Below are 17,365 nucleotides of genomic sequence, written 5' to 3' on the forward strand. Positions count from 1 at the left end.
TCGCGGTCCAGCACCTTGAACACCTGGTCCTCGTAGGTGCGCGCATTGGCCAGCACGTCCTCGCGGGTGAGCGGCTTGCGGGTGACGTTCTTGCCGGTCGGGTCGCCGATCATCCCGGTGAAGTCGCCGATCAGAAAGATCACCTGATGGCCCAGGTCCTGGAACTGCCGCATCTTGTTGAGCAGCACCGTGTGGCCCAGGTGCAGGTCCGGCGCGGTCGGGTCGAACCCGGCCTTGATGCGCAGCGGACGGCCGGATTGCAGGCGTTGCTGCAGGTCTTCGAGTTTGAGGATTTCGTCGGCGCCGCGGCCGATCAGTTGCAGTGCGTCTGCCTGTGACACGTGAGGTTCCAGATGAAGAAAGAGACCGGCGCGGCCACCACAAAGTTGAACGCGCGGTTAAATCGAGGTTAACGCCGGACCGCAGGAAAAAACCAATCCGCTCAACGGTTTGACCTGCTCCCCATGCCTGACTATGGTAGCTCGATTGGGCCTTCCGCTTGGGCCCCAGGGTGAAGACATCGATGCAGACGCACGGGGACGGCAGCCGCCGCAAGCAACGCTTTCGCGAACGACTGGAAGTCCTTCGAGAGTCCGCTCTCCACCGCCAACTGACCCAGCACCTGCCCCAGGGCCGGTGGACGCGCCGGCAGTGGATCCACGCGTCCCTGTTCACCACCATTGGCATCATGGTGGCCACCATCGTGCCGGGCTTCTCCAGCGTGGTACAGCCGCAGCGCAAGCCGCTGGCCAGCGTGCCGCTGGCGCTGCCCGAGATCGACACGCAGGCCGCAGCGGCCTCGGCAGGCGACAACTGGCAGACGGTGAACGTCCGCCCCGGCCAGACTCTTAGCGCGATCTTCGAAGAGATGGGCGTGCCGGCCGCCACCCTGCAGCGGGTGATGGAGAACAAGGCGGCCGCGGCCGAACTGCGCCGCCTGCATCCGGGCGATGAGATCGCCTTCGATCTTCCCGCCGAGGGCGTGCTCAAGGCGCTGCGCTACGACCGCGACATGGCCTCGCGCGTGCAGCTGGACATCAGTGACGAGGCGGTCACCGAGCGGGTGATCAAGCGCGAGGTCAGCGTGCGCACCGCGGTGCTGAGCGGCAAGGTCGGCAGTTCGCTGATCCGCTCGGCGCGCAAGGCCGGGTTGACGGCGGCCAACATCAATGCGCTGACCGACGAAATCTTCAAGTACGACATCGACTTCAACTCCGACCTGGAAGCCAACGACCGCTTCAGCGTGGTGGTCGAGCAGACCTGGCGCGAGGGCCAGCTGGTGGCCACCGGTCCGGTCCAGGCGGCGACTTTCACCGTGGACGGCAAGCTGCATTCGGGCTTCCGCTTCACGCGCCCGGGCGGGCAGCCGGAGTACTTCACCGCCAGCGGCAAGCCGCTCAAGCGCAGCTTCATCCGCATGCCGATTCCCTACGCGCGGCTGAGCTCGACCTTCGGCGCGCGGCATCATCCGATCCTGGGCACGATGCGCATGCACCAGGGCGTGGACTACGCCGCGGCCACCGGCACGCCGATCATGGCCGCGGGCGATGCGCGCGTGCAGTTCGCCGGCCAGCAGCGCGGCTACGGCAATGTGGTGATCCTGGACCATGGTCAGGGCCGCACGACGCTGTACGGGCACATGTCGCGCTTCGCCAAGATCAAGACCGGCCAGCGCATCGCGCAGGGCACGGTGATCGGCTACGTCGGGTCCACCGGCATGGCCACCGGCCCGCACCTGCACTACGAATTCCGCGTCAACGGCGTGCACCGCAACCCGCTGAAGGTCACCCTGCCGCCGCCCGAGCCGCTGTCCGGCACGGTGCTGGCGCAGTTCAAGACCCAGACCTCGAGCGCGCTGGCCCGCATCCACACCGTGGAAAGCGCGATCTACGCCGATGCCTCGCCGGCCACGGCGCCGCAGCCGTCCGTGACGCTGGCCCAGGCGCTGGAGGCGTCGCGCAAGCGGCCGGATCGCCAGTGACTCCGCCGGCTGCGGCGCGCGCCGGCGGACCGCTGGCACGCAAGCCGGCGCTGGGCGACCTCTATCTGGGCATGATTTCCGGCACCAGCGCCGATGGGATCGACGTGGCGCTGGTGCGCTTCGACCCCGAGCCGCAGCTGCTGATGGGCCGCACCTACCGCTGGGACGACGCGCTGCGCACGCGTCTGATCGAGCTGGGCCAGGGCGGCGAGGCGACCTCGCTGGACGAGCTGGGCGAACTGGACGTGCAGGTCGCGCTGGCCTTCGCCCATGCGGCGGGCCGGCTGATCACCCAGTCCGGGCTGGACCGGGCGCTGGTGCGGGCGATCGGCTCGCACGGGCAGACCGTGCGCCATCGCCCGGAGGGCACCTTCCCTTTCACCTGGCAGATGGGCGACGGCAATGTCATCGCCGAGCGCACCGGCATCCCGACCGTGGCCGACTTCCGCCGGCGCGACGTCGCCGCGGGCGGCCATGGCGCGCCGCTGATGCCGGCCTTCCACGCCGCGATGCTGCATGACCCGGGCGAAGACCGGGCGGTGCTCAACCTGGGCGGCATCGGCAACCTGACCCTGCTGCCGGGCAGCGGCGCGGTGCGCGGCTTCGATACCGGCCCGGCCAATGCGCTGCTGGACGCCTGGTGCGAACGGCATACCGGCATGGCCTTCGATGCCGGCGGCGCCTTCGCCGCGACCGGCAAGCCCGATGAAGCGCTGCTGGCGCAGCTGTTGGACGAGCCGTGGTTCGCCCAGCCGCCGCCCAAGAGCACCGGTCGCGAGCAGTTCCACCTGGCCTGGGTCGAAAGCAAGCTCGGCCAGGGCGCGCTGGCGCCGGCCGACGTGCAGGCCACGCTGGTCGAACTCAGCGCGGTCACCGTGGCCGGGGCGCTGCGCGCGACCCAGCCCGGCACCGCGCGGGTGATGGTCTGCGGCGGCGGCGTGCACAACCCGGTGCTGATGCAGCGCCTGGCGGCGCGGCTGCGCGGGCGTGGTGGTCGAATCCACCGAGGCCCACGGCCTGCATCCGGACTACGTCGAGGCCATGGGCTTTGCCTGGCTGGCCCGCGAGACCCTGGCCGGGCGCCCCGGCAACCTGCCCAGCGTCAGCGGCGCCAAGGGCCTGCGCGTGCTGGGCGCGCTATATCCGGCCTGATCGCGTCGGAATTCGCGGGAAACCTCGGCGCCCGGAATTGACCTGAGGGCGAAAGCGGCGGCTAAGACGCCGGGCCGCCGTGCGGCACCGCGCGCAGCGCCGCGATGGCCTCGGACAGGACGGCGACCTCCGGGTCGCTGAAGCCGTTGCGCACCTCGGCCTCGACCGCGAACAGGCCGTGCTCGATCAGGCGGCTGATGGTCTCCTCGGTGCTCCAGCCGCGCGCCTGGGCGACGCGGCGGATGCGATCGGTCAGGATCGGATCGAGGTCACGGATGAGCAGGTCGGTCATGGTCGGGTGCGGCCACTGTCCTGGAAGGCTCCTTGATACGACGCCACAGCCAGGCAAGCAAGGCCAGCGTGGGGATCACGGTCAGCGCGCTCAGGGCGAAGAAGGTCGAATACGAGGTGGCCTCGACGATGTACCCCGAGACGCCGCCCACGAACTTGCCCGGCAGGTTGGCCAGCGAGACCAGCAGCGCGTATTGGGTGGCGGTGAAGTTGCGGTCGGTCAGCGAGGACATGAAGGCCACCAGCACGGTGCCGGCGAAGCCCTGCGAGATGTTGTCCGCGCTCAGCGCCGCGTAGAACGCCCATAGCTGGCCGGGATGCTGGGCCATCAGCAGGAAGGCCAGGTTGGACAGCGCCACCGCCAGCGCGGCCAGCAGCAGCATGCGCCTGAAGCCGAACGCCGCCACCGCCATGCCGCCGCCGAAGGCGCCGACGATGCTCATCCAGATGCCGAACAGCTTGGACACCGTGGCGATGTCGGACTTGGTGAAGCCCGAGTCCAGGTAGAACGGCCCGGCCATGACGCCGATCACCTGGTCGGGGAACTTGAACAGGCCGACGAACAGCAGCAGCGCCAGCGCCAGCTTCCAGCCGTTGGTGGTGAAGAAGCCGACGATCGGTTGCCAGAAGGCGCCGAAGAAGTCGATCCGCCGCACCACCGTGGCTTCCGGTCGCACCGGCTCGCGGCTGACCAGCGTGGTGACGATGGGCACCAGCATCAGCGCGGCCATGCAGAAGTAGGCGATCTTCCAGTCCTCGAACTCGGCCATGTACAGCGCGCCGGCGCCGCCGACAATCAGCGCGATGCGATAGCCCAGGATGTAGGTGGCCGCCAGCGCGGCCTGCGCGCTCTCCGGGGCGATCTCGATGCGGTAGGCATCGACCACCGCGTCCTGGGTGGCGCCGGCGAAGGAGCCCACCAGTACCCAAGTCACCAGCCCGGCCACGCCCAGTTCCGGCCGCATGGCGCCGAGCGCGAACAGGCTGGCCGCGACCAGCACCTGCGCGGCCAACAGCCAGGAGCGCCGCCGCCCCAGCCGCGGACAGCAGCGGCAGCGTGTAGCGGTCGATCAGCGGCGCCCAGACGAACTTGAGCAGGTAGAAGAAGCTGGCCAGGCTGATCAGGCCGATCTCGCCCAGCTGCAGGCCGACGTCGCGCAGGCGCGTGGACAGGGTCTGCGAGGCGATCAGCAGGAACGGCAGTCCGCTGCCGAAGCCCAGCAGCGCCATGGTCAGCGCCGAGGGCGTGGCGAATGCGGCCTTGATCCCGCGCCACCCTTTGTAGGACACCGGCCGCCCGCCGGGCGCGGCGCTCACCGGGCGTAGTCCACGGTGAACGGGGCATGGTCGGAGAAGCGCTGCTCGCGGTAGATCGCGCAGCCGAGCAGGCGATCGCGCAAGCCGGGCGTGGCGAACTGGTAGTCGATGCGCCACCCCACGTTGTTGGCGCGCGCCGCGCCGCGGTTGGACCACCAGGTGTAGTCCTGCCCTTCCGGATGCAGCACGCGGTAGGCGTCGACCCAGCCGCGGCCGGCGGCCACGTCGACCTGCGCGCCCTCGTCGGCGCACAGGCCGTTGAGCCAGTCCCGCTCGGGCGGCAGGCAGCCGGAGTTCTTCTGGTTGCTGGTCCAGTTGCGGATGTCCAGCCGGGTGCGCACGATGTTCCAGTCCCCGCACAGCACATAGTCGCGGCCGCTGGCCAGCCACTGGTCCAGGATCGGCTTGAGCCATTCCATGACCTGGAACTTGTAGCCCTGGCGCAGCTCGCCCGAAGAGCCGGACGGGATGTAGAAGGACACCACGCTCAGATTGCCGAAGCGCGCCTCCAGGTAACGGCCCTCCTCGTCGAATTCCGGCCAGCCCAGCGCGGTCCGGATCTCGTCGGGCTCGACCTTGCTGTAGATCGCCACGCCTGAGTAGCCCTTCTTGGTGGTCGCGTCGCGGAAGTAGGCCTTGTAGCCGGGCGGCAGGAATTCGGGCCCGGCCAGCTGATGTTCCTGGGCCTTGGTCTCCTGAACGCACAGCACGTCGGCGTCCTGTGCGGAGAACCACGGAAAGAAGCCCTTGGACGCGGCCGAGCGCAGGCCGTTGGCGTTGAAGCTGATGATGCGCATGGAGTTGGAGCCGAAGACAGAAGCGACGCGCAAGCATACCGCCCGATCCGGCCGCCGCCGCCTGCTAACCTTTGCCCATCCCCACACGTTCAAGACGCCCATGTCCAACCACCGTGCGCGCTTCCTTCAGCTGGCCCTGCGCGCCAACGCGCTGCGTTTCGGCGAGTTCACGCTCAAGTCGGGCCGCCTGAGCCCCTATTTCTTCAACGCCGGGCGCTTCGACAGCGGCGCGGCGCTGGCCGAGCTGGCCGGCTGCTACGCCGATGCGATCGAGGAGGCCGGGGTGTCGTTCGACCTGCTGTTCGGCCCGGCCTACAAGGGCATCCCGCTGGCGACCGCGCTGGGCATGGAGTTCGCCCGCCGCGGCCGCGACCTGCCGCTGGCCTTCAACCGCAAGGAGGCCAAGGACCACGGCGAGGGCGGCACGCTGATCGGCGCGCCGCTGGACGAGCGCCGGGTGCTGATCGTGGACGATGTGATCACCGCCGGCACCGCCATCCGCGAGGCGCTGGGCCTGATCACCGCGGCCGGCGGCGTGCCGGCCGGGATCGTGGTGGCGCTGGATCGCCAGGAAATCCTCGGCGAGGACGGCCAGCGCCTGTCGGCCGCCCAGCGCGTGGCCGCCGAGACCGGCGTGCCGGTGATCGCGGTGGCCAGCCTGCACGATCTGCTTGCATTCGCCGGGGAAAATGCGGAACTTGTCGGCCACCGCGAGCAGTTGCTGGCCTACCGGGCCCGGTACGGCAGCGCCGCGTAATCGCCACTGGCAGCAAGGGGGCTGTCATGACCAGGACCAGGTTCGCCGCGACGCTGATGATGCCGCTGGCCGCGGCGGCGCTGACGGCGGGCGCGCAGGATGCGCCCAAGGCCAAGAAGCTCTATTGCTGGAACGACCCCAAGAGCGGCCGCACCTGCTCCGATGCGCTGCCGCCGGATCAGGTCAACAGCGCGCGCGACGAATTCAGCGCCACCAGCGGTGCGCGCACCGGCGCGGTCGGCCAGGCGCTGACCGCCGAGCAGCGCGCCGACCTGGCCGCCGCCGCCGCCCAGGCGCGGGCCGACCAGGCGGCCGAGGACACGCGCAAGCGCACCGAGCAGGCGATGTTGCTGTCCTATGCGTCCGAGGACGATCTCAAGCGCGTGTTCAACGAGCGCACCACGCTGATCGACAACAACGTGCAGACCGCGCGCTTCAATCTGACCAGCATGCGCGAGGCGCTGGTGATCAAGCTGCAGCAGGCCAGCAACGCCGAACTGGCCGGCCGCAAGGTCGACGCCAAGCTGGCCGAGGACGTGCGCCAGCGCCACACCGACCTGCTGCGCCAGCAGGCGCTGCTGACCAATTTCGAGCAGCAGCGCACGCAGCTCAGCGCCGAGGTGGAGGACACCTTGAAGCGCTACCGCGACATGAAGGCCAGCGCTGCGGCCAATGGTTGAGGTGGGTGCGGGTGGCTGGACCTGCTGTACACCGGCAGGCTCGCGAAGCTACTGCTGCTTGGCCTGGCGATGGCGGCAGGCACCTCTGTACTTACTGCCGAGGCCTGAACCTGTCGTGGGAGCCGCCACGGCGGCGATGGAGCTTTCCCGGTAGCGGCTCCCACCTGTAGAGCGGAGCTTGCTCCGCTGGGGCCTTCCCCATGAACCGAACGAAGAGCAGCGGAGCGAGCTCCGCTCTACAGGCGGGCGGCTGCTGGAGTTAAGGGGCCAGTTGCTCCCACCTGTAGAGCGGAGCTTGCTCCGCTGGGGCCTTCCCCACGAACCGAACGAAGCGCAGCGGAGCTTGCTCCGCTGGCGCCTTCCCTACGAACCGAACGAAGAGCAGCGGAGCGAGCTCCGCTCTACAGACGGGCAGCTGCTGGAGTTGAGGGGCCAGTTGCTCCCACAAAGCAGTTGCTGGTCGACGATCGTGGCCCTGCCGGAGCCCGCTCCGCCTTCGCGCTATTGCCGCGCCTCAGAAGCGGGGCTTGAGCTCCGGCGCCACGGCCTGCAGCTGGCTGCGGAACGCGCTGCGGATGCGCTCCAGCGCCGCCGCGTCCGAGGCTTCGAAGCGCAGCACCAGCACCGGGGTGGTGTTGGAGGCGCGCAGCAGGCCCCAGCCGTCGTCCCAGTCCGCTCGCAGGCCATCGATGGTGGACAGGCGCGCACCGTCGAACCGGGCCGCGTCCACGAACGCCTGCACGATCGCATGCGCATCGCCGGAGGGCACCTCGACCTTGATCTCCGGCGTGGACACGCCGTCGGGCAGCGCGTCGAGGATCTCGCTCGGGGTCTGGTCGTCGCGCGCAGCCAGGATCTCCAGCAGGCGCGCGGCGGCGTAAAGGCCGTCGTCGAAGCCGTACCAGCGCTCCTGGAAGAAGAAGTGTCCGCTCATCTCACCGGCCAGTTCGGCGCCGGTCTCGCGCATCTTGGCCTTGATCAGCGAATGCCCGGTCTGCCACATCAAGGGCGTGCCGCCGTTGCGCAGCGTCCAGCCCTGCAGCTTGCCGGTGCACTTGACGTCGTAGATCACCATCGCGCCGGGGTTGCGTTCGAGCACGTCGGCGGCGAACAGCATCAGCAGGCGGTCGGGGAAGATGACGTGGCCGTCGTGGGTGACCACGCCCAGGCGGTCGCCGTCGCCGTCGAAGGCCAGGCCCAGATCGGCGTCGAAGCGCTTCACCGTCGAGGCCAGGTCGAGCAGGTTGTCCGGCTCACTGGGATCGGGGTGATGGTTGGGGAAGGTGCCGTCGATGTCGCAGTACAGCGGCACGACCTCGGCGCCGATGGCCTCCAGCAGCACCGGGGCGATCTCGCCGGCCACGCCGTTGCCGGCATCGACCACGACCTTGAGCGGACGCGCCAGCTGCACGTCGCTGGCGATGCGCTGGACGTAGTCCTCGGCGATCTCGCGCTGGGTCAGGCCGCCGCGCTCGGCGCCGTGCAGCTGCCCTTCGCTGATGCGGGTGTAGAGATCGGTGATGGCGGCGCCGGACAGCGTCTCGCCGCCGACCACGATCTTGAAGCCGTTGTAGTCCGGCGGATTGTGGCTGCCGGTGACCGCCACGCAGGTGCCGGTGCGCAGGTGGAAGGCGGCGAAATACGCCACCGGCGTGGGCACCATGCCGATGTCGATGACATCGCGACCGGCCTTGCGCAGGCCTTCGATCAGGCCGGTGGACAGCTCCGGGCCGGACAGGCGGCCGTCGCGGGCGACGACCACTTCGGTCAGGCCCTGCTCGGCCATCACCGAGCCGATCGCCTGGCCGATCAGCTCGGCCACCGGCACGCTCAGCGTCTTGCCGACCACGCCGCGGATGTCGTACGCGCGGAAGATGCCCGGATCCACGGTGGTGCCACGCACCAGCTTGGCGGCCGGCGCGGCCGCCGAGCCGACCGTCTCGACCGGCGCGTCGGTGGCCGTTGCTTCGGCATCGGCATCGGCCTCGTCCGCCGCCCTGGCCGCCGCGGCGGCGCGGTGCGACTGCACGGCCTGGTCCAGGGTCAGGCCGTCGTCGGCCACGTCCTCGCCCTTGCCGCGACGCAGTTCGGGCACCTTGAGCTTGACCTTGCCGGTGGTCAGCGCCGCCACCAGCGCGGCCAGCGCCAGCAGCAGCAAGGCCACGATCGCGCTGGGGAGCGCGCCCAGGCCCAGCGGGCCCTCGCTTTCGTCGGGGACGGCGGCGGCCACGCGCAGGCCGGTCTGGCCGACCGGGCGCGAGAGCGCGTCGGCGGACCCGGACAGGCCCGCATCGCCGACCTCGCGCAGGGTGAAGCCGCCCTGGCGCAGGGCCAGATAGGCTCCCGGCACCTGCGCGCCGTCGATCGGGGCGGTCAGCAGCGCCATCGGCAGGCGCACGTAGAGCAGCCGGTTCTGCACCGGCACGGCCAGCGCCAGGCCGGTGCCCGTGCCGTCGCGCACCGCGCCGACGATCGCGCCCTTGGCCTGCTGCGCGGCTTCCAGCAGCGCCAGCTTGCTGTAGCCGAAGCTGGCGGCATCGGCGTAGGCGGACTGAAGATCGGCAGGCAGCATGTCGACGGCTTCCACCTCGGGCCAGCCGGCCTTGATCGCCGCGCCGACCGCGGCGGTGTCGTCGGCGCTCACCGCGGCCTGGAAGGCGGGCGTGGCCACCCGCTGGTCTAGCTTGGCGGTCTGGGTCTGCAGGTTCTGCTGCAGGCCCTGCACGGCGGCATCGCGCGCCTGCAGCAGCGCGTCGCGGCGCGCACCTTCCTGGTAGAGCACCCAGGCGCTCCAGCCGAACCACGCGGCCAGCAGCACCAGCAGGGCGGACAGCAGCAGCACGTGTTGCCCGCTGCCTGTCTTCGCGGTCCTTCGTTTGAATCCAGCCATGCGACGTTTCGCCCCTGTCAGCGGACGCCCGTGTGGCCGAAGCCCCCTTCTCCACGCGCGCTTTCCACGAAAGTATCCACGATCTTCAACGCTACGCGCGCGATGGGCAACACCACCAGCTGCGCGACCCGGTCGCCGGGCTGGATCACGAAGGCCTCGCTGCTGCGGTTCCACAGGCTGATCAGCAGCGGGCCCTGGTAGTCGGCATCGATCAGGCCGGTGCCATTGCCCAGCACGATGCCGTGGCGATGGCCCAGGCCCGAGCGCGGCAGCACCACCGCGCACAGATGGGGATCGGCCAGATGGATGGCGATGCCGCTGGGCACCAGCACGGTCTCGCCCGGCCCCAGCGTGAGCGGGGTCTCCAGCGCGGCGCGCAGGTCCAGCCCGGCGCTGGCCGCGGTGGCATAGGCCGGCAGCGGCCAGGTCTCGCCGAAGCGCGGGTCCAGCAGTTTGACTTCCATCGGCAGGCTCATGCGCGCAGACGCTCCCCGATCAGGTCCACCAGCGCCTCGGCCAGGGCGGTCTTGGGCGCGGAAGGGAACTCGCGCTGGCCATCCTTCCAGAACGCGGTCATCGCGTTGCTGTCGCTCTCGAAGCCGCCGTCGGGGATGCCGACCCGGTTGGCCACGATCATGTCCAGGCGCTTGGCCAGCAGCTTGCCGCGCGCGTACTCGGCCACGTTCTCGGTCTCGGCGGCGAAGCCGACCACCAGCTTGAGCGGCTGCACCGAGGCGGCGACCTCGGCCAGGATGTCCGGCGTGCGGACCAGGTCCAGCGCCAGCGATTCGCTGGACTTCTTGATCTTGTTGGGCGCCGGCATGCGCGGGGTGTAGTCGGCGACCGCGGCGGCGCCAATGTAGACATCGGCCGGGAAGGCGCCGAACACCGCCGCGCGCATCTGCGCGGCCGAGCGCACGTCCACGCGGGTCACGCCGGGCGGGGTGCCCAGGCTCACCGGGCCGGCCACCAGGGTGACCTTCGCCCCGCGCCGCGCGGCCGCCTGGGCCACGGCGAAGCCCATCTTGCCGCTGCTGCGGTTGCCCAGATAGCGCACCGGGTCCAGATCCTCATAGGTGGGACCGGCGCTGACCACGACATGCAGCCCGGCCAGCGGACCGTCGAGCGGAACGGCCGCCTGCGCCGCCTGGCTGAGCGCGGCCACGATCGCGTCCGGCTCGCTGAGGCGGCCCGGGCCGGATTCGCCTTCGGCCAGCGGACCGTCCTCGGGCCCGATCACCTGCACCCCGCGCGCACGCAGGGTGGCCAGGTTGGCCTGGGTGGCGGCGTGCTTCCACATGATGTGGTTCATCGCCGGGCACACGGTGATCGGGGCGGTGGTGGCCAGGGCCAGGGTGGTCACCAGGTCGTCGGCCAGGCCGTGGGCCAGATGCGCCAACAGGTCGGCGGTGGCCGGGGCGATCAGCACGCGATCGGCCCAGCGCGCCAGCTCGATATGGCCCATGGAGGCCTCGGCGGCGCTGTCCCACAGGCTGGTGCGCGTGGGCTGGCCGGACAGGGCCTGGAAGCTCAGCGGGGTGACGAACTGCTGGGCGCCGGCGGTCATCGCCACCTGCACCTGCGCGCCGGCATCACGCAGCCGGCGCACCAGTTCCAACGATTTATAGGCGGCGATGCCGCCGCCGACGCACAGCAGGATGCGTTGTCCTTCCAGGGCCTGGGCCACGTCAGAATTTTCCGAACCAGAACTAAGGCGACAGCTTACCCGACGCCCCTCCCGGGTCTGATAACCCCAGGGCATGAGCTTCCGGAACAATCGCCATGACGCCGCAGGGAAGCGGCACGTCCCAAGCCCAAGGAAGCGCCCATGCATATCCGCGACTGGCCCGCCGAGGAACGCCCCCGCGAAAAACTGATGGCGCGCGGCGCCGCCACGCTGTCCGACGCCGAGCTGCTGGCGATCTTCCTCGGCTCGGGCCTGCCCGGGCGCGACGCGGTACGCACCGCGCGCGACCTGCTCGCCAGCCACGGCCCGCTGCGCGGCCTGCTCGACCACCCGCCCAAGGCGCTGGCCGCCCTGCCCGGCCTGGGGCCGGCGCGCGCCTGCCAGCTGGCCGCCGCGCTCGAACTGGGCCAGCGCCACCTGGCCGCCGGCCTGGCCCGCGGCGAGATGCTGAACGACCCGCACGCGGCCGGCCGCTATTTCGCGCTGAAGCTGCGGGCGCGGCCGCGCGAGGTATTCGCGGCGCTGTTCCTGGACACGCGGCACCGCGCGCTGGCCTTCGAGGAGCTGTTCGCCGGCAGCCTGGACGCGTCCGAGGTGCACCCGCGCGAGGTGGTCAAGCGCGCGCTGGCGCTGAACGCCTCGGCGGTGATCGTGGCCCACAACCACCCCTCCGGGAACCCGGAGCCCTCGGCCGCCGACCGCGCCGTCACCGCGCGGCTCAAGGCCGGTCTGGCGCTGGTCGACGTGCGCCTGCTGGACCACTTCGTGATCGCCGACGGCCCGCCGGTCTCGCTGGCCGAGCGCGGCTGGGTGTGAGGCCCGCGCGCGGCGGCCCGGGCGCCGGGGCCGGCAAGGCGGCGGGCGTGGGCTAAAATGTCCGGTCCCGCGTGACCCATCGAGCCAGAACCCCGTGAAATCCGATCTGCGTGCCCGCATCGCCCAGGGCATCGACGCCCTGCGCCAGTCCGGCACCCTGCCCGCCGAGACCGCCACCCCGGACTTCACCGTCGAGCGTCCCAAGACCCGCGAGCACGGCGACTTCGCCACCAATGCCGCCATGCTGCTGGCCAAGCCGGCGCGCAGCAATCCGCGCGCCCTGGCCCAGGCCCTGGTCGACGCGCTGCCGGCCAGCGCCGATATCGCCCGCATCGAGATCGCCGGACCCGGCTTCATCAACTTCCACCTGGCCAATGCCGCCTACCAGCGCGAGGCCGTGGCCGCGCTAACCCAGGGCGCGCAGTACGGCCGCAACGCGTCCGGCGCCGGCCGCACGGTCGGCGTGGAATACGTCTCGGCCAATCCGACCGGCCCGCTGCACGTGGGCCACGGCCGCGCCGCGGTGATCGGCGACTGCCTGGCGCGCGTGCTGGCCGCCAACGGCTGGAACACCAAGCGCGAGTTCTACTACAACGACGCCGGCGTACAGATCGAGAACCTGGCCAGGTCCACCTATGCGCGCCTGCACGGCCTCAAGCCCGGCGACGCCGACTGGCCCGAGGCGGCCTACAACGGCGACTACATCGCCGATGTCGCCGCCGCCTACCTGCGCGGCGATGCCATCGAGATCGAAGGCCACACCATCACCGGCGCCAAGGACATCGAGGACCTCGATGCCATCCGCCGCTTCGCCGTGGCCTACCTGCGCCGCGAGCAGAACGCCGACCTGGCCGCCTTCGGCGTGGGCTTCGACGTGTACTTCCTGGAGAGCGCGCTTTACCGCGACGGCAAGGTTGAGGAGACCGTCGAGACGCTGATCAAGTCCGGCCACACCTACGAGGAAGGCGGCGCGCTGTGGCTCAAGTCGACCGACTACGGCGACGACAAGGACCGCGTGATGCGCAAGTCCGACGGCACCTACACCTACTTCGTGCCGGACGTGGCCTATCACCTGTCCAAGTGGCAGCGCGGCTACGGAGCGCGCGATCACCGAGCTGGGCGCCGACCACCACGGCTCGCTGGCGCGCGTGCGCGCCGGCCTGCAGGCGCTGGACGTGGGCATCCCCAAGGGCTGGCCCGAATACGTGCTGCACCAGATGGTCACGGTGATGCGCGGCGGGGAGGAAGTGAAACTGTCCAAGCGCGCCGGCAGCTATCTGACCCTGCGGGACCTGATCGAGGAAGCCGGCGCCGATGCCACGCGCTGGTTCCTGATCGCGCGCAAGCCCGATTCGCAGCTGACCTTCGACATCGACCTGGCGCGCGAGCAGAGCAAGGACAACCCGGTCTTCTACGTGCAGTACGCCCATGCGCGCGTGTGCAGCCTGCTACGCCGCGTCGAGGAGAAGGGCTATGCGGCCTACGATCAGGCCGCCGGCATCGCCGCACTGCCCTCGCTGGAGGACGCCGCCTCGATCGCGCTGATGGTGGAACTGTCGCGCTATCCGGAAGTGGTCGAAGCGGCCGGCGTTTCGCTGGAGCCGCATGCCATCGCGCAATACCTGCGCGAACTGGCCTATGCTTTCCAGGCCTGGTACGACGGCGAACCGATCCTCATCGACGATGCCGATGCGCGCAATGCGCGCCTGGCGCTGGCCCTGGCGGTGCGCCAGGCCCTGGCCAACGGCCTGGACCTGCTGGGCGTGTCCGCGCCCGAGCGCATGTAAGACGACTTCTACGAGAACAAGAACAAGATGGCGGCACGACGCGGTAAATCCCAGGCCAAGCGCACCAACGGCAACGGCACGCCCGGCTGGGTCTGGCTGATCGCCGGGCTGGTGCTGGGCGCGGCGGCGTTCTTCATCGTGCCGGACCTAATGAAGAAGGACGGCGACACCTTCCTGCGGCCCAAGCCCAACCCCGACGCGCGCCCCGCGCCGGTGAGTGAGGACGACAGCGCCACCCCGCCCGCCTCGGCCCCGGCCGAGACCGGAGCCGCGCCCGCGGCGACGGCCGAAGCCGCAAAGAAGCCGCCCGAGCGCCCGACCCAGTACGACTTCTATACGCTGCTGCCGGGCCGCGAAGTGCAGATGTCCGACGCCGAACTGGCCGCCAGCGCGCGCGCCGAGGCCGACCGCAAGGCCAAGCTGGCCGCGCAGCAGGCGCGCGAGGACGCGGCCAAGAACGCCGGCCAGCCCCAGCCCATCGCCGAGACCACGACCGCCGCCGCCCAGCAGCCCACGCCGCTGGATGAGATCACCAAGGTGCCCTCGGCCACGCCGACCCAGACCACCGTCGCCCAGGCCGCCGCGTCCAATGCGGTGGCCAGCGCCGCGGGCGATGTCGCCTACATCCTGCAGGCCGGCAGCTTCAGCGCGTCCGGCGATGCCGAGGCGGTCAAGGCCAAGATCGCGATGCTGGGCCTGAGCGCGCGTGTGGAATCGGGCGACTCGGCCGGCAAGACCGTCTACCGCGTGCGCATGGGGCCCTACGCCACCGCCAGCGAACTGGCCGAGGCCAAGCAGAAACTGGCCAGCGGCGGCCTGCCGGCGATGCCGATCAAGGCCCGGTGATCGCCCCGGCGACCCAGCGCGAGCGCCTGATCCTGGCGGCCGCGGTCGCCTTCACCGTGGATTTGCTGCTCGGCGTGCTGATCTGGCGGCTGCTGCCGCCCGGCTGGCGCGTGCTCGAGCTGCACGGCAACAGCCTGATCCAGCCCGCGCACTGCCTGGCCGGCGCCTTCAGCCTGCTGCTGGGCGGCTGGATCGGCGGACGACGCTTTCTTCCGCTCGGCGTGGCGCTGATGTTCGCCCTGCAGCTGCTGGCCCTGGGCCTGCTGGTGCAGCTGGCCGACCGTCACATGCCGCAGCGGCCGCTGTGGCTGACGATCCAGGACGTGCTGGCCAGCAACGTGCTGGGCGTGGGCCTGCAGCTGCTGGCTGCCGCGCTCGGCGCGCTGGCCGGCGCGGCGCTGCACGCGCGCCGCCCCCTGTTTCCCTCCCCCAAGGAATCGACATGAGCAAGACTGTCCTGATCACCGGCGCCACCTCCGGCTTCGGCGCCGCCGCGGTGACCCGCTTCGCCAATGCCGGCTGGAAGGTGATCGCCACCGGCCGCCGCGCCGAGCGGCTGACGCCGTTCGTCGAGCAGTTCGGCAGCGAGGTGGTGCACGCCGCCGCCTTCGACATCCGCGACGGCGCCGCGCTGGATGCGGCCCTGGCCGCGCTTCCTGCCGGCTTCGCCGACATCGACGTGCTGGTCAACAACGCCGGACTGGCGCTGGGCACGGTGCCGGCGCAGGAGGCGGACCTGGCGCAGTGGCAGCAGATGATCGACACCAACGTGACCGCGCTGGTCACCATCACGCGCAAGCTGCTGCCGGTGCTGATCGCCCGCAAGGGCGCGATCATCAACATTTCCTCGGTGGCGGCCACCTATCCCTACACCGGCGGCAATGTCTACGGCGGCACCAAGGCCTTCGTGCGGCAGTTCTCGCTGGGGCTGCGCAGCGACCTGCACGGCACCGGCGTGCGCGTGACCAGCATCGAACCGGGCATGGCCGAGACCGAGTTCACCCTGGTGCGCACCGGCGGCGACCAGGCCGCCTCGGACAAGCTCTATGGTGGCGCCACGCCGATGACGGGCGAGGACATCGCCGAGCAGATCTTCTACGTCGCCACGCTGCCGGCGCACCTCAACATCAACCGGCTGGAGATCATGCCGGTGAGCCAGTCCTTCGCCGGCTTCCAGGTCGCGCGCCAGTAAGTCCTTGCCCTGCGCGGACGCGGACGCTCAAGCCGCGTCCGTGGCCGGCATGGTCGTGGTGCGCGGCCTGAGCACGCGGCCGCGCAGGCGCAGGAACGGCCGCTCCACCGCGTAATGCAGCAACGCGGCCGCCAGCAGCGAGGCGCCGCCATAGACCAGCACCTGCGCATCGCCCCAGCCGGCGATGGCCTGGCCCAGATGGTCCTGCACCTGCACGAACACGGCCTTGTGCACCAGGTACAGGCTGTAGGACACGCCGGCCAGCCAGGCCGCGCCCGACAGCGCCCAGCGCCCGATCAGGCTGCTGCGCCCCGCCCCGGCGAACACCAGCAGCGCCAGCCCGATCGACAGCACCGGCCAGCCCACCGCGTTGCCCACCAGCCCGCTGCGATCGCGGAACAGCCACAGTGCCAATGCCATCACCGCTAGCCCCGCTATCAGCGCGCCGTCGGCATACCGCTGCGCGCGCGCCCACAGCGCGGGGCGGAAGGTCTTCAGCGTCGCCAGCAGCACGCCGCAGAGCAGGCCGTCCAGGCGGTTCCAGGTCGGGTAGTAGAGATCCTCGATGAACCAGTTGCGCTGCGCCGCGCCGGCGGCCTCGGCGGCGGTGTCGTGCAGCCAGATGCCGGCGCGCAGCGCGATGCCGCCGACCAGCACCAGCGCCGCCAGCAGCGCCACCTTCCACGCGGCCGGCCTGCGCATCAGCCACCAGGCCAGCACGGGGAACACCAGATAGAAGTGCTCCTCCACGCACAACGACCAGGCGTGCGAGAACGCGGGCCGGCTGTAGTCGTTGCCCAGGTTCATCACCATCAGCACGAACTTCCACAGCGGCTCTATCTCCGGCCGCTCGCGCCAGGCCGGCACTAGCGCATACAGCGCCAGCACCACCCAGTACGCCGGCAGGATGCGAAACGCGCGCCGCAGATAGAAGTCGCCGAACCGCAGCGGCTGCCCCCGCGACAGCGGCGCCAGCACCTGCCCGCCGATCAAGAAGCCGCTGAGCACGAAGAACAGGTCCACGCCCATCCAGCCGTAGCGCGACAGCCAGGTCCATTCCGGCGCCAGTCCACCCACCACCCACGCATGGAAGAACATCACCCACACGATGGCGATGGCGCGCAGCAGGTCCAGGCCCGGGTAGCGAGCGTCGGTGCGGATCATCGGGCCAA

The 17,365-nt window shown here is 70.6% G+C and carries 14 protein-coding genes and 3 pseudogenes (1 of these 17 cut by a window edge); 9 read left to right on the top strand and 8 right to left on the bottom strand.

Annotation, left to right across the window (positions count from 1 at the left end; all coding sequences use genetic code 11):
* Nucleotides 1-341 carry the 5' portion of a tyrosine--tRNA ligase gene (tyrS, locus tag QE438_RS12265; RefSeq protein WP_306995310.1) on the bottom strand. It extends 868 nt beyond the left edge of the window, so only the first 341 of its 1,209 coding nucleotides appear in the window; it begins with the start codon at nucleotides 339-341; its stop codon lies off the left edge, out of view.
* A gap of 182 nt (nucleotides 342-523) precedes the next feature.
* Here tyrS and QE438_RS12270 point away from each other — a divergent pair, with 182 nt between their 5' ends.
* Complete coding sequence (locus QE438_RS12270; RefSeq protein ID WP_130532289.1) at nucleotides 524-1,981, top strand: peptidoglycan DD-metalloendopeptidase family protein; 1,458 nt, start codon at nucleotides 524-526, stop codon at nucleotides 1,979-1,981.
* 71 nt (nucleotides 1,982-2,052) lie between these two features.
* Nucleotides 2,053-3,133: pseudogene (locus QE438_RS12275) on the top strand (anhydro-N-acetylmuramic acid kinase).
* A 61-nt stretch (nucleotides 3,134-3,194) separates the two neighbouring features.
* Here QE438_RS12275 and QE438_RS12280 read toward each other — a convergent pair.
* The 3 genes and pseudogenes from QE438_RS12280 to QE438_RS12290 form a co-directional block, all read right to left on the bottom strand.
* A complete protein-coding gene (locus tag QE438_RS12280) occupies nucleotides 3,195-3,425 on the bottom strand; it encodes a hypothetical protein (protein ID WP_130521767.1) in 231 nt (76 codons plus the stop codon).
* Nucleotides 3,403-4,654 (bottom strand): annotated as a pseudogene (locus tag QE438_RS12285) (MFS transporter). The gene QE438_RS12280 and the pseudogene QE438_RS12285 overlap by 23 nt, the downstream one beginning before the upstream one ends.
* Before the next feature lie 83 nt (nucleotides 4,655-4,737).
* Nucleotides 4,738-5,538 (bottom strand): exodeoxyribonuclease III, encoded by an 801-nt coding sequence (locus QE438_RS12290; RefSeq protein WP_306995308.1) that lies wholly within the window; start codon nucleotides 5,536-5,538, stop codon nucleotides 4,738-4,740.
* A 100-nt stretch (nucleotides 5,539-5,638) separates the two neighbouring features.
* Here QE438_RS12290 and pyrE point away from each other — a divergent pair, with 100 nt between their 5' ends.
* Both pyrE and QE438_RS12300 read left to right on the top strand, forming a co-directional pair.
* Entirely contained in the window at nucleotides 5,639-6,295 is a 657-nt protein-coding gene (pyrE, locus tag QE438_RS12295) for an orotate phosphoribosyltransferase (protein ID WP_130521764.1), read from the top strand.
* Nucleotides 6,296-6,321: 26 nt separating this feature from the next.
* Nucleotides 6,322-6,975: a hypothetical protein gene (locus tag QE438_RS12300; RefSeq protein WP_306995305.1), complete on the top strand. Its 654-nt coding sequence runs from the start codon at nucleotides 6,322-6,324 to the stop codon at nucleotides 6,973-6,975.
* Between the two features lie 514 nt (nucleotides 6,976-7,489).
* On the opposite strand, the gene QE438_RS12305 is transcribed toward QE438_RS12300, so the two are convergent.
* Genes QE438_RS12305 through coaBC form a run of 3 tightly spaced genes read right to left on the bottom strand, consistent with a single transcriptional unit; the run spans nucleotide 7,490 to nucleotide 11,552 of the window.
* Entirely contained in the window at nucleotides 7,490-9,865 is a 2,376-nt protein-coding gene (locus QE438_RS12305) for a phosphomannomutase/phosphoglucomutase (RefSeq protein WP_306995304.1), read from the bottom strand.
* A 17-nt stretch (nucleotides 9,866-9,882) separates the two neighbouring features.
* On the bottom strand, nucleotides 9,883-10,341 hold the full coding sequence (gene dut / locus QE438_RS12310) for a dUTP diphosphatase (RefSeq protein WP_306995302.1): 459 nt from the start codon (nucleotides 10,339-10,341) through the stop codon (nucleotides 9,883-9,885).
* Nucleotides 10,338-11,552 (bottom strand): bifunctional phosphopantothenoylcysteine decarboxylase/phosphopantothenate--cysteine ligase CoaBC, encoded by a 1,215-nt coding sequence (gene coaBC, locus QE438_RS12315; protein WP_306995300.1) that lies wholly within the window; start codon nucleotides 11,550-11,552, stop codon nucleotides 10,338-10,340. Before coaBC ends, dut begins: the two co-directional genes overlap by 4 nt.
* Before the next feature lie 141 nt (nucleotides 11,553-11,693).
* Between coaBC and radC the strand changes: the two genes are divergently transcribed.
* The 5 genes and pseudogenes from radC (at nucleotide 11,694) to QE438_RS12340 (ending at nucleotide 16,193) form a co-directional block, all read left to right on the top strand.
* Complete coding sequence (radC, locus tag QE438_RS12320) at nucleotides 11,694-12,368, top strand: DNA repair protein RadC (RefSeq protein ID WP_130532294.1); 675 nt, start codon at nucleotides 11,694-11,696, stop codon at nucleotides 12,366-12,368.
* Between the two features lie 94 nt (nucleotides 12,369-12,462).
* Nucleotides 12,463-14,155 (top strand): annotated as a pseudogene (gene argS, locus QE438_RS12325) (arginine--tRNA ligase).
* Nucleotides 14,156-14,182: 27 nt separating this feature from the next.
* Entirely contained in the window at nucleotides 14,183-15,001 is an 819-nt protein-coding gene (locus tag QE438_RS12330; RefSeq protein WP_306995296.1) for an SPOR domain-containing protein, read from the top strand.
* Nucleotides 14,998-15,447, top strand: a complete 450-nt coding sequence (locus QE438_RS12335; protein ID WP_130535478.1) for a hypothetical protein — start codon at nucleotides 14,998-15,000, stop codon at nucleotides 15,445-15,447. Before QE438_RS12330 ends, QE438_RS12335 begins: the two co-directional genes overlap by 4 nt.
* A complete protein-coding gene (locus QE438_RS12340; RefSeq protein WP_130532299.1) occupies nucleotides 15,444-16,193 on the top strand; it encodes an SDR family NAD(P)-dependent oxidoreductase in 750 nt (249 codons plus the stop codon). The genes QE438_RS12335 and QE438_RS12340 overlap by 4 nt, the downstream gene beginning before the upstream one ends.
* A 27-nt stretch (nucleotides 16,194-16,220) precedes the next feature.
* Here QE438_RS12340 and QE438_RS12345 read toward each other — a convergent pair whose 3' ends face one another.
* A complete protein-coding gene (locus QE438_RS12345) occupies nucleotides 16,221-17,357 on the bottom strand; it encodes an acyltransferase (RefSeq protein WP_306995291.1) in 1,137 nt (378 codons plus the stop codon).
* Nucleotides 17,358-17,365 lie beyond the last annotated feature (8 nt).

Origin of the sequence: Pseudoxanthomonas sp. SORGH_AS_0997 (assembly GCF_031453535.1) — a bacterium.
GTDB classification, from domain to species: domain Bacteria; phylum Pseudomonadota; class Gammaproteobacteria; order Xanthomonadales; family Xanthomonadaceae; genus Pseudoxanthomonas_A; species Pseudoxanthomonas_A winnipegensis.